The following is a 12,743-nucleotide window of genomic DNA, read 5'->3' on the forward strand; positions in this document are numbered from 1 at the left end:
GAGCTGCAGATGATGACAGTGGAACTGAAATTCGATCATGCGGTACATTTTGTGGATCATCCCGGGCAAATTCCTGCGGAACTTGCGGAGCGGGGCATCCATGCGGTGCAGGGCGGCCGGCATGAACAGATCGGGACTTATAATGCGCTGACTTACTTCGATTTAAGCTACATTGAGTGGATCGGCATTTTTGACCGGCAGCTTCTGCCGCCCCACAGGGACACGGAAAAATACGGACTGATTGAAACCTTATATAAAGACGGCTACAGAGAAGGACTTAGCCGCATCGCCCTGCGAACTGGCCAAATTGAAGCATTGGCGGCGCGGCTGGCAGCTAAAGGTCTGGAAGTCATCGGCCCGGTTGACTGCTCCCGCAAACGGCCGGACGGGAAGCTGCTGCAGTGGAAGCTGCTGTTTGCCGGAACGCCGGAGGAAGGGCTGCCGCTGCCGTTTTTTATCCAGTGGGAAGAGTCAGACGAAGCGAGAAGAGAAGACCTGGTGCTGAGCGGAACGATACAAGAACATTCTTTAGGACCGGTTTCCCTGCAGTATGTGGCGTTTGCGGTCCGGGATCTGGAGCAGACGGTGCGGGACTGGACGGACTGGCTGGCTCTTCCGGCCGAAGCGGCTGTGTACGACGATTACTGGAAAGGAAAAAAACAGATTCTTCAAGCCGGAGAGGTATCCCTTGCTTTTATTGAACCCGATGAAGGCGGACCCGCCTGGCATGCGCTGCAGGATAGAGGAGAACGGCCGTTTGCGCTAGGGCTGAATTCCGGAAAAAACCGCGAATTTAGGCAGGTGGTACAGCTGCATGCCGCTTCTTATCATCTGGGGTAAACAACAGATCCAAGCGGAAAGGAGAGCAAAGCATGTCTGCGGCCGCAAAAACCAAACCCAAACCGAAAACACGATGGATCACGGCGGTGCACCTCGGTTTCATTATCCTGCTGCTGGCCGGTGTGGAGATTGCTGTTTCCAATGAATGGGTCAATCGCGTATTTTTGGCCTCACCTACGCAAATCGTTGATGAGTTCCTTTATGTCGTAAAAGATAATACCCTTTGGCCGCATCTGTCCATTTCGCTGCAGGAGGTTGCTGTAGGCTATCTGATCTCTGCGGCGGCGGGGATCGGCCTTGGTGTATTGTTCGTCTCTTTTCCCTTGCTGGAAAAGCTGCTTGACCCTTTAATGGCGGCGCTGATGGCCATTCCGAAAACCGCGATTATGCCGCTCCTCATCGTATGGTTCGGGATCGGCTTCAAGAGCAAGGTGGTCCTCGTGATATTGTTCTGTTTCTTCAACATTTTGTATAACACGGTCACCGGAGCGAAACAGACCCGGATCGAGCATTTGAAAGTAGCCAGCGTATTTAAGGCCAGCCGGGCGCAAACGGTGTTTAAGGTGCTGCTTCCGTCAGCGCTCCCTTCTATATTTAACGGCCTGCGGATTACGGCCGCCACCGCGATTACTGGTGTGGTTTTTGCCGAGATGGCGGCGGCCAAAAACGGACTTGGCTATCTGCTGAATGAATCGCAAGCGGTCCTGAACACGCCAAGATTGTACCTGGTCATCATTATCGTCACGGTGCTGTCCGTTTTGTTTGTCGGCTTGGTTAACGTTATTGAACGGCTCGTCTGCCGCCGCTGGAAGCCCGAACGGATTGGCAGGTAAAACAAGAGGATCCATACACAAACTAGAGGAATTAGGGGTGTGAAAACTGATGTTAATGAATAAAACCGCACGAGTGTTGATTTCCCTGTTATCGGTAGTGTCGCTTGCGGCCTGCGGTTCGGGTACAAACGGGCAGGAAACCGGCAGCCAAAACGAACAGAAACCCGCAGCCACGGCAGCCGCCGCAACCGCAGGAGCAGCCGCAGCCAGCTCTCTGGCCGAAGCCGGCGCCAAAGCGGACATCCAAAAAGGCATCCCGCCTTGGGAGGGCAGAGAGCAGCCGGAAGTGACCATTACCGCGGGTTTTGCAAAGGGCATGACCGGGATCGCCAACCAGTTTGCCGTCGACAAAGGCTGGTATGAAGATGCGGGTATTCATTTGAACTTCGTCGACACGGCGAACCCGGTAGCCGCTTTTGGCGCAGGTGAAGTCGATATTGCCGACGGCGATCCGGGGACCTATATTCCGGCCATCGTCAATGGAGTCAAAATCAAAGTGGTCAGCAACATGTGGCGCAGCCGGGGCGCGTATTGGATTATCGCCAAACCCGAAATTAAGTCGTTTGCCGACCTGAAAGGCAAAAACGTCGGTTCCGCCCAGCCGATTGGCGGGATGGCGCTTACGCTGATGGACGTCCTCTCCCAAAACGGCGTGGACCCCAAAAAAGACGTGAAGCTGGTGCCAAACGGATTTTATCAATCCGCCTATGCGACCTTCGAATCCGGAGAAGTGGATGCGACGATCATCCATCAGCCGTTCGCCACGTTGACGGAGCAGGAGGGCAAAGGCAATATTTTGGCCAAAACCTGGGAGTTCATGCCTGAATATCAGACAGGCGTACTGGTGGCAAGCGAGAAGCTGATCGACGAACAGCCTGATGTGGTGCACCGGGTGCTGGAAGTGTATTTTTATGCCAATGAATACGCCAAAACGCATCTTGACGAGTTTATTCCGTGGGCTGCCGAATACCTGAATCTGGATGAAGCAACCGCCCGCAAGGCGATTGAATCCGAAATTGAGCTGTGGGAAAACGATCCGATTGTAGACGTCAACCGCCTGCAGGTGACCGAGGATCTGCTGACCGAATACGGCATGCAGCGGGAGAAGATTTCAGTGGACGGAACGGTGGAGAACCGTTTTGCCGAAGCGGTCGCCAAAGAGCTGAAGTTAGGCAAATACAAAACGGGCCAATAACGGGCGAACGAGGAGAGGAGGGCTGCTTATGCCGGCCATTGAAATCCGGAATGTGTCCAAAGAATACGATAGTGCGGCCGAAGAAAAAACCTATGCTTTGTATAACATCAATTTAACGGTCCAGGACGGTGAATTCCTGTGCGTGCTGGGACCAAGCGGCTGCGGCAAAAGCACTCTGCTTGAAATTACAGCAGGCCTCCTCCCGCCGAGCAGTGGCGAAATTGCGCTGGACCGGAATGTTCAATCGGGAACAAGCCGTGAGATCGGTGTTGTTTTTCAAGATGCCGCCTTGTTTCCTTGGAGAAGTATCCGGCGCAACATAGAATTTGGTCTGGAGCTGGCGGGAGTTGGAAAAGAGGAACGGCGTGAACGCGCGGTCCAGACGATGGAGCTGGTTGGCCTGCGCGGATTTGAAGACAAATATCCCCATCAGCTGTCGGGAGGAATGCGCCAACGGGCCGGTCTCGCCCGGACCCTGGTTGCTGACCCAAGCGTCATACTGATGGACGAGCCGTTCAGTGCTGTCGATCACTTGACCCGGCTGACACTGCAGGATGAGATCATCCGTATTTGGGAACAGCAGAAAAAGACGATTATGTTCATCACGCATGATGTAGCAGAGGCGGTATATCTGGCCTCCAGGGTGGTATTGTTAAGCCCGCGTCCGGGCCGCATTCAGAAGGTATTTGACGTGCCGTTTGCCCGGCCGCGCAGCCGCGGCGATATCGAACTGCTTAATATTGTGGAAAAAATCTACATGGAGATCAACAACCCGTCGGGAAGCGCGGATACGGAATACTTCATTTAAAAGATAAGTTTCGTTCGAAGGAGCTTATGAAAATGAACATTATTATAACAGGCGGCAGCCGGGGGATCGGGTACGCCATCGCCAACGAGCTGCATCAAGCCGGGCATGATCTGCTCCTTGTAGGCAGAACCAACACCGGACTGGAGGAGGCCCGCGCCAAACTCGGCGGTCAGCCGCTTATTCTTCCGGTAGATCAAACTCAAACCGGCGCCGAAGATGAACTTCTCGGGTTTGTGGACCGCGAGGGATTTAATCCGGATGTGCTAATCTTAAACGCAGCTTCCTTTTATGATGAATCCCGTTCGGTGCTGGAGCCGGATGCCGTTTATCTGGAGCGGATGCTCCATGACAATGTGGTCGCGAACTATCGCTGGGTGCAAAAGCTGGCTCCACGGATCAAGGATGGCCGGTATCCGCGGATCATCATCATCGGTTCAACCGCTGCGCTCAGACCGGACACGTCCTTATATGGAATCTCCAAAGCTGCGCTGCGCAACTATACTTTGGGCCTGCGGGAAGAAATGAAGCCGCATGGGGTGGGCGTGACTCTGATTCATCCCGGCGGAACCTTTACCGAGCGGCGGACGCCCGGCGGGGCAACGCCGCCGGGCCGGCTGCTTGAAGCGGAAGACATCGGTCTGCTGGTTCGGACCCTCTTGTCTTTAAGTCCGCAGGCGGTTGTGGAAGAGCTTACGATTCGTCCGATGCTGGGCGATACCTTTTGAAATAAGCTGCCGTTCATCAGCGTCCTTTGTCTTGTCTGCCCTCCGCGTTCATTGACGAAAGCGGAGGGAGTCCGATAAGATTAATTGATAATGTTTCGTATGAAAACAATCTAAAGGGGCGTTTGATTTGGATCGGTTCCATCTTCAACTGGACTTCGCGTTTGCAAGAATGTTCGAAGTATTTAGACTGGTCAATAAAAAACCAAAAGAATATGTTCCCGGTATGGTCCTTCACTATTCGGAAATCCATATGATCGAAGCGATCGGACGGAATCCGGACTGTAAGCTGACAGATATATCAAATATTTTGAGCATAACGAAAGGTACGGCGTCAAAAACAATCACCAGACTGGCCGACAAGGGACTTGTGTCAAGATACCAGCTGGAGGACAACAAAAAAGAAGTATATTTCCGGCTAACGGAGCTCGGGCAGCAGGCATTTGACGGGCATTATGCTTTTCACGAGCTTCGCAGCTCGGATATTGACCGTGAGTTTGATACCTACACTCCTGAGCAGCAGCAGCTGATCCTGGACTGTATTCAGCGGTATACCGAGGAATTAAAGCGCTATCTGCATTAAGATGGAAATAGGGTTAGAAAAAACCAATCCAGGAGGGGAAGCGTCATGACACAGTTAAAAGACCGGCTGATCCAGGTCCGCCGCAATCTTCATGAAGAACCCGAATTGTCTAATGAAGAATACGAGACAACACGCAAGCTGAAGCAGTGGCTGACGGAAGCGGACATTGAGGTGCTTGATTTACCGGGATTAAAAACTGGTGTTGTCGCTCAAATTGGTACTGGCGAAGGACCTGTCGTGGCGCTGCGCGCGGATATCGACGCTTTGCCGATCGACGAACGGTCCGGCGTGCCTTTTGCATCGAAGGTTCCGGGTAAAATGCATGCGTGCGGTCATGATTTTCATACCGCGGCGGCTTTAGGCGCGGCTTATTTATTGAAAGAGAAAGAAGCGGAGCTCTCAGGCAAGGTTCGGATTATTTTTCAGCCGGCTGAGGAAACCGGACACGGCGCAAAAGACATCATCACGGCGGGTGGTCTTGACGGCGTATCCGTAATTTTTGGCCTCCACAATGCGCCTGAGCTGGAAGTGGGCGAGCTGGATACCGGCGGAGGCCCCGTAACGGCAGGCGTCGACCGGTTTGAAATCGTGATCACCGGAACCGGCGCACACGCCGCAACGCCGGAGCTGGGGACGGATGCCATCGTGGCGGCATCCCAAATCGTGCTCGCTCTGCAAACGATCAGCAGCCGGCGGGTTAGCGCGCTGGAATCGGTGGTCGTCAGCGTAACCCGGATCACAGGCGGCAATACGTGGAACGTGCTGCCGGACACAGTAGAGCTGGAGGGAACCGTGCGCACCTTGGACCTCGGCGTCCAGCAGGCGGTTCCCGATTACATCCGCCAAATTTTGGCTGGCGTCGGTCTGGCTGCGGGCGTAACCGCCGAACTGAAATGGTACCCCGGGCCGCCAGCAACAATTAACGATGAATATTGGGCCGGCGTGGCTAGCGACACTGCTAAAGAGGCGGGTTACCGGACCACCTCGCTGGGCGCTAGAATGGGAGGAGAAGATTTTTCCTATTATCTGCAGAATCTTCCTGGAGCGTTTGTTTTTATCGGCTCGCAGTCCTCTTTTGCGCTGCACCATCCCGAATATTCGCCGGACGAGTCCGCATTGGCACCTGCCGCGGAATATTACAGCCGGCTGGCTATCCGTGCTTTAAATGAATTGAAGGATTATCCTGAGGCTTCGCGTTCCGCAGCCGAGCAAGCTGAGTGATGCTTTAAGGGAAGAGAATAGCACATAACTGTAGGAATGAGACTCAAACTGAAGGAACAGGACGCGCTTAACCGAAGGAACAAGCAATCAGCGGAAAAAACCGCTTCCTTGTTCTTTCGGTTTTTTGCATTGACATTGCCCTTACTGGAAGGTGTACATATAAGAGGGCGGGATAATGAATGGTGAACACGGATCATGCTGCAAGACGAACTGAATGAATGGGGGACGGCCTGTTGCTGACTATTGGCGAATTCTCAAAAATTTGTGGAGTATCCACAAAAACGCTGCGGTATTATGCCGAGATCGGGCTCATCCACCCGGAGGAGATTAATCCGGACAACGGTTACCGGTATTACTCCATCCGCCAGCTGAAGCAAATGCTCTTGATTAACCGCTTGAAATCTTATCATTGTTCACTGGATGAGATTAAAGCGCTGCTGGTTGGGCCGGAAGCAGAATCAGAACCCGATGAAATGTATGCTTCCCTGCACCTTAAGAAGCTGGAGATCCAGGAAAAAATGCGTTTGTACGAGCAGACTCTGCGGCAAATCAGCGGCGATCTAGCGGTTTTGGAGCAAAACAAACCGGTCATGTCGTATTTGGACCGGATTGAGGTGAGTTTGGTGGAGACCCAGCCGGTACAAATCATCTCTATTCGTCAGATACTATCGGCGGACGAACTGGCGAAAGGGTATGCCCTGTATTTTCTCCGTTTGTATGAACAGGCAGCAGCAGGACGGTTGGAATTGGCTGGAAGCCCGATGACCCTCTATCACAGTCCGGAATATCGTCCTGAGGGAAACGATACGGAATTTGCGCTTCCGATTGCAAGGCTGGTGTCAGGGTCAAGAGAGCGTTCGGCGGTATTGCCGGTTCCGGAGATAAAAGAGGATGCGGCAGTATGGCCGATGCCAAGGACAAGGGAGCTTGCGGGCGGCTGGTGCGCCAAGTCCGTGTTAAAAGGCGCTTATTCCGATTTGACTTCGGTTTATGCCAGGATGCGGGAGTGGATGGAAGTGGAAGGCTGGGAGGCGGCGGGTGCCCCCTATGAAGTCTACTTGACCGACCCGAACCAGGCCGGGGCTCCGGAGAATAACGAAACGGAGGTTTATTTTCCCGTGCGGCAGAAGGAGGCAGGAGCGCCTAAGCGGCTTAGACAGTAAAGTAACAACACCCTATCGGAAAGAGGATGAGAAGATGAGTTCAAATTTGAACGAGGAAGAAATTGCGTCGAGGATGGAAACGAAAAATAAACCTTCAATAACGGAATGGCAGACGGCGGATAAAAAGCATGCGGGCAAGCACGTAGGGAAAAAGGGATCTGCAGGCGAGCAGACGGCGAAAACCGGTCAGGCAGGGGAAAAGGGTACGGAGGAGGATCAGGCAGCGCAGTTTCCAGGACTCCTGGCCGCTGTGGCCGCCGATTACCGCAACATAAACGGTATTGTTGTACAGAAACAGGGAGCTGTTGTTTATGAACAATACTTTAACGGATATGGTCCGTCCGATCCGCATCATGTAGCTTCCGTGACCAAAAGCGTCATCTCGGCTCTAATCGGCATCGCCATCGAGGCCGGGTATATCAAAGATGCGGATCAGCAGGTGACTGATTTTTTTCCCGAACTTGTTACGAAGGAAGATATCGCCAGGCTGAAGGACATTACAATCCGCCGGCTGCTTACCATGACGGTGCCTTATCCGTATCCTGACTGGCGTGAGCCGCTGGACGAATTATGTCAGCAGCCGGATTGGCCGGCTTATATGCTGAGTAGAATGGGCAGGGGAGGAAACGTCGGCGAGTTTAAATACAGTTCTGGGGGAGCACATTTACTGTCCGCCATCTTAACCCGCAGTACAGGCGTCTGTGCTTGCGAATTTGCCAATGAACGCTTGTTTAAACCGGCTGGAATGAGGGTCATTCCGGACCGGGAAATGGAATCCTTCGGCTATGACGAGTTGTTTGGCGGCAAAGTAACTGGATGGGTAAAAGATCCGGGCGGTAACTCAACAGGCGGTTGGGGGCTTACGTTAACTCCGCGTGATATGGCCGCGTTTGGCCGGCTATATCTTGATTATGGCCAGGCGGGCGGGAGACAAGTACTCTCCAAAAGCTGGATTGATGCGTCGACTGCGACAAATCCAAATCGGTATGGGTATTTGTGGTGGCTGATGGAAGAGGAAGATATCGCGGCTTATTCCGCAATGGGAGACGGGGGAAACGTCATTTGCTGTCTCCCTAAGCACAATGTGGTGATCGCGATTGCTTCAAGTATTGTTCCCGATCCCCTTGACCGCTGGGCGTTCATTAAAAAGTACATTTTGCCGAATGTAATGAGTTAACTGGTGAGTTTTAAGAAAGAATACTACGATAATCTCCATGATGAAATTTAATTTTATAATTCGTATAACAGAGCAATAAATATATATTATTATTGTGGTTTGTTAAAAAGCAGCGGAAGCGGCGGCCCGTTTCGGCGGGCGTGCTGCTTCCCAAATGATCTGTTGTCAGGCCGTCTGCAAACTTGACGCCGTTTTAAATCGGAGATATTATGGATTCGTTAAGTCTATAATATCCAAGCGAATCACAAAACTAGAAGGAGCCTGTACTTTTACAGGAAATGAGGGGCATCCGATAAGAACTGCTTTTTTTTGCTTGAATTACGGATATAAAGAGTCTGAAATAACTCTATATGTAAGGGGATGTAATCTATGATTTATGATTGCGCAATAATTGGAGGCGGCCCGGCCGGCTTAAACGCGGCTTTGGTACTCGGCAGAGCAAGAAAAAGCGTAGTTCTATTGGACAACGGACAAGCCAGAAACCGGGTGACGCATGCCTCGCACGGCTTTATTACACGAGACGGGGTAAAACCAGCGGAGTTCCGGCGGATTGCTTACGAGGAGGTGCTGAAGTATCCAACAGTCCGTCACTGGAATGCCGAAGCAAAAGAAATCAGCAGATCCGAACTGGGGTTTATCGTTCGGACGGCATCGGGCGAACAGTTGGAGAGCCGCAAGCTGCTTCTGGCTGCCGGGCTCAAAGAAGTTTTTCCAGAGATCAAAGGCCTGCAAGAATTTTATGGACGCAGCTTATTCAACTGCCCGTTCTGCGATGGCTGGGAGCTGCGCGATAAACCGCTGGCCGTTGTGTCGTCACGGCCGCAGGTATATCATACCGCCAAATTGTTGACCAACTGGACACAGGATATCGTCGTCTGCACCAATGGCTCGGGCGTACTCACCGGGCAGCAGATCAAGCGGCTTGAAAACTCCAGCATCCGGGTCATTGATACGCCTGTTATAGCATTTGCGGGACAGGAAGGGATGCTGGAATCGGTGCATTTTGCGGATGGCAGCCAGATTGCGCGGGCTGGAGGATTCATTGCTCCCGAGTTTGTTACCAATGCCCGGTTCGCTGAAAGCTTGGGCTACGAGTTGCAGGATGGCGGCGGAATTGCAATTGATATGATGGGCAGAACCACAGCCCCAGGCGTCTATGCCGCTGGTGATTCGGCGTATGTTATGCCTTCCCAGCTGATTTACGCGGCGGCATCGGGCAGCAAAGCCGCTATGGGCATGATAGCCGACTGGACGGAGGAGGCATGGGAGACACCATGAGCTTAGTGCGGGGGAGTATTTTATGCGGACAGGCGTAGTTTTTGCGGCCTGGCCGCTCTTTTTTTGTTTAGCAAAGTCTGACTAAGCGGGAAGTAGCTTTCAATCTGCTAACTTTCCTACTGGATTTCTACCTGTAACTGAGTCTCCCGTCTAATTGCTCTCATTCCTGTAACAGTCTAAGATAGTAACATCCGGATTGCTAGACGAATGTAATAAGAGGAGTAAAGGAGGATTAACTATGGATCAGACGCTGGTTCCCTTATGGGATGAAATGAAAGCAGAAATCGATAAATGGATGGAGTACATTGGAGAAAATGCGGAAGAAATCGTCAAGCGTTCACCGCTCCAAGTAGGGGTTCATAACCATGTCCGGTTAGAGTACATAAATGGCAGAGTGACTGTCACGGACGAAATTCCCGAATTCGATCAGCCGGCCAGCAAAATGAGGCATGGGGTGGAAATGTTGACCGATGCGGGCATCCGCGAGCTAGTACCTGAGCTTGCTGCTCATATGCGCCATATTTTGAACACGCAGCATCCTGCGGTAACGGACTATTATTTTACATTTGACGGCGTATTTCAAACACCGGACGGCGAAGTGACCGAACGAATTCTAGAGCATGTGGACGAGGCAAAAAAGAAGCTGCTGCTGGATCGGATTGACGCTTACATTACGGAGAAGCTTTTGGAGGGACAGAATCCGACGGAACCGCTGGATACGTTTTTTCTGGCGCGCCATCTGCTTAATGAAAGGTTGGACCCGGAGCTGGACGCCGGCCGCATTTGTATGGTTTTTGACAAAATACAGCAGCTGAACAAAGGAACATCCCATCTTGGGGAACATCGCGGCCATTTGATTCGCCCCTTGCGGCGTTTTGCGGAAAATCGCTGGCTGCCCCGTTATTTCGAGCGGGAGGGGAAGGAGTGGGAACCGGTTTACCGTAAAAAAAGCGATTTTCATCCAGACGAATCCGAAGAGGGTATGCTCGAGCTGATCAACTATACGGCTGCGCTGATTCTGAAATATGAGCCGTCTTACAGCAGAGGATTGGGAGTTACCCTGCTGAATTGCGCCGCGGAGCTGGGAAGCGGGCAGGCCCGGCTGATGATCCGGGAAGGCAGCGGTACACTGCCGAAGGAGGCGGTTTATTCCCGGGATGATTTTGCTGAATGCCGGGCTAACGATGTGTTCGCTGAAGTCGGCATAACCCTCAAGCGGGAGAGCGAGGAAGCCTACGCCGGCGCGCTGCGTTTTGTTACCAGGCTGATGAAGCTGGGCTTCCCCAAAAGCTATCAGATCAAGCTGAAATCCAGCGCCAAACAGTGGCTTCCTGTGAAGGGATTGGACAAGTCGGGCACCCATCGTTTTTTTGCAAATGCCTTGGCGTATCCGAATCTGCATCCGCTGCTGGAGGAGTATGCCCGGGCGGCAATGGAAACGTATGAATGGTATTTGGATACCGAAGGCGAAAAAAACTGCATGCCCGGCAGCTACGCCGTGTTTGGTTTGGGACTTACAGACCGCCGTTATTTTTCATTGGTAGAGGATTACATGAAAAAGGTGGATGAAGAGCACCAATCCGTCCAAAATCAATTTACGGCCGCGTTCATCCAGCATTATGGCGTAAACGAAGAAACGCTGCCCACCCTCGTCCAATGCATGCTGCATGGTTCGGATTCCATGAAACTAAAGATCAAAGCCGAAGTGGAGGAAGAACGGAATCTGGCCTGTCTGGCCGAACAGTCGCGTGGACTTCAGGATTACCAGGTCGAACACCTCATTGATCTGATCTGGGGCGGAACGGACAAGCTGACCAAAATTGCGGCAAAAGCCCAGGGAACATCCAAAGCGCTGTTTTCAGAGCTTCTGCAGTTGGCTGGCCGCCCTAGCGCTTAACGAACGGCCCAGCTGCCAATTGGCTCCAACAGATAAACATGAGGAGGAAACTTGGTAGGGACGTTGGAATGATCTCTTCTTAACCGCTTTTTCTGGCGTTCTGTCGGGCATCCACCTATTCAGAAATCAGATGCTTAAGCTTGCCGGGATTCCGCAGCATAAAAATCTGCCGGACCCGGTTCTCTGCGATGTCAAAATTGACAACGGTCGGAAAAGGCTCATTTGATCCGGTGATGATAAAACCGGTTTGACCGTTCATTTTGACAGGGGTTACGGTACCCGTACCTTTTTTGAGTAGGCCCTGTATAAACGCCAGCACTTTGAGATTGGAGACAATGGGCTTAACTGCCGCCACAGCTTTACCGCCTCCATCGCTGTAAAGAACGATGTCTTCCGCTAGCAGAGCCAGCAGGGCTTCCATGTCGCCGCTGCCCGCAGCTTGCAAAAATTCAAACACAAGCTTCTCAGTGCCGATTCTTGTAGTAAAAGTGTCGCCTGCAGTAAGCTCGGTTTGGATTTTACTTTTAAGCCGGCTAAAGATTTTGCGGCAGCCCGTTTCCGTCCGGTTGATAAAAACGGCGATTTCTTTGTAATCAAACGCAAACGCCTCCCGCAGGATGAAAACAGCCCTTTCGACCGGGGTTAAACGTTCCAGCAAAACAAGCAAAGCATAAGAAACCGTATCCTGGAGCTCAATGGTTTGCAGCGGATCCCGGCTGAAACTCGAAACAGCGGAAGACCCGTCTTCAATTAACGGCTCAGGCAGCCATGGGCCTGTATAAACTTCCCGCTGTTTACGCGCGGATCTTAAATAATCAATACACCGGTTGGTGATCATTTTGCATAGATACGCCTTTAAGCTGCGAATGGTGTCTTTCTCTTCATGCAGTCCTTGCTGCTGAACCGTAACAAATGTATCATGCACCAAATCTTCGGCCGCCGTTACCGAACCGGTCATTTGATACGCTATAGAGAACAGCAGAGGTTTATATTCCAGATAAACCTGGGTCAATTCCATAAATCTCG

The 12,743-nt window shown here is 52.1% G+C and carries 12 protein-coding genes; 11 read left to right on the plus strand and 1 reads right to left on the minus strand.

Features of this window, described 5'->3' with window-relative positions; all coding sequences use genetic code 11:
* Positions 1-9 precede the first annotated feature (9 nt).
* The 11 genes from ACE6ED_RS15015 to ACE6ED_RS15065 all read left to right on the plus strand — a co-directional run bounded on the left by ACE6ED_RS15015 (position 10) and on the right by ACE6ED_RS15065 (position 11,717).
* Positions 10-840: a VOC family protein gene (locus ACE6ED_RS15015; protein ID WP_410828000.1), complete on the plus strand. Its 831-nt coding sequence runs from the start codon at positions 10-12 to the stop codon at positions 838-840.
* 32 nt (positions 841-872) lie between these two features.
* Positions 873-1,673, plus strand: coding sequence for an ABC transporter permease (locus tag ACE6ED_RS15020; RefSeq protein ID WP_410828001.1), 801 nt, complete (start codon positions 873-875; stop codon positions 1,671-1,673).
* A gap of 49 nt (positions 1,674-1,722) precedes the next feature.
* The gene (locus ACE6ED_RS15025; protein ID WP_410828002.1) at positions 1,723-2,868 is read left to right on the plus strand and encodes an ABC transporter substrate-binding protein; all 1,146 of its coding nucleotides are present in this window, start codon (positions 1,723-1,725) and stop codon (positions 2,866-2,868) included.
* A gap of 28 nt (positions 2,869-2,896) precedes the next feature.
* Positions 2,897-3,676 carry an ABC transporter ATP-binding protein gene (locus ACE6ED_RS15030; protein WP_410828003.1) on the plus strand — a complete coding sequence of 260 codons (780 nt, stop codon included), beginning with the start codon at positions 2,897-2,899 and terminating at the stop codon, positions 3,674-3,676.
* 32 nt (positions 3,677-3,708) lie between these two features.
* The gene (locus ACE6ED_RS15035) at positions 3,709-4,401 is read left to right on the plus strand and encodes an SDR family oxidoreductase (protein ID WP_410828004.1); all 693 of its coding nucleotides are present in this window, start codon (positions 3,709-3,711) and stop codon (positions 4,399-4,401) included.
* A gap of 127 nt (positions 4,402-4,528) precedes the next feature.
* The gene (locus tag ACE6ED_RS15040; RefSeq protein ID WP_410828005.1) at positions 4,529-4,981 is read left to right on the plus strand and encodes a MarR family transcriptional regulator; all 453 of its coding nucleotides are present in this window, start codon (positions 4,529-4,531) and stop codon (positions 4,979-4,981) included.
* 45 nt (positions 4,982-5,026) lie between these two features.
* Positions 5,027-6,202, plus strand: a complete 1,176-nt coding sequence (locus tag ACE6ED_RS15045) for an amidohydrolase (protein ID WP_410828006.1) — start codon at positions 5,027-5,029, stop codon at positions 6,200-6,202.
* A gap of 233 nt (positions 6,203-6,435) precedes the next feature.
* On the plus strand, positions 6,436-7,365 hold the full coding sequence (locus tag ACE6ED_RS15050) for a MerR family transcriptional regulator (protein WP_410828007.1): 930 nt from the start codon (positions 6,436-6,438) through the stop codon (positions 7,363-7,365).
* Between the two features lie 34 nt (positions 7,366-7,399).
* Positions 7,400-8,542, plus strand: a complete 1,143-nt coding sequence (locus ACE6ED_RS15055) for a serine hydrolase domain-containing protein (protein ID WP_410828008.1) — start codon at positions 7,400-7,402, stop codon at positions 8,540-8,542.
* A 369-nt stretch (positions 8,543-8,911) separates the two neighbouring features.
* A complete protein-coding gene (locus tag ACE6ED_RS15060; RefSeq protein WP_410828009.1) occupies positions 8,912-9,820 on the plus strand; it encodes an NAD(P)/FAD-dependent oxidoreductase in 909 nt (302 codons plus the stop codon).
* Positions 9,821-10,058: 238 nt separating this feature from the next.
* Positions 10,059-11,717, plus strand: coding sequence for a DUF6138 family protein (locus ACE6ED_RS15065; protein WP_410828010.1), 1,659 nt, complete (start codon positions 10,059-10,061; stop codon positions 11,715-11,717).
* A 115-nt stretch (positions 11,718-11,832) separates the two neighbouring features.
* Here ACE6ED_RS15065 and sigJ read toward each other — a convergent pair whose 3' ends face one another.
* Positions 11,833-12,735, minus strand: coding sequence for an RNA polymerase sigma factor SigJ (gene sigJ / locus ACE6ED_RS15070; protein WP_410828011.1), 903 nt, complete (start codon positions 12,733-12,735; stop codon positions 11,833-11,835).
* Between the last annotated feature and the right edge of the window lie 8 nt (positions 12,736-12,743).

Source organism: Paenibacillus nanchangensis (assembly GCF_046543445.1).
Classification (GTDB): domain Bacteria; phylum Bacillota; class Bacilli; order Paenibacillales; family Paenibacillaceae; genus Paenibacillus_AQ; species Paenibacillus_AQ nanchangensis.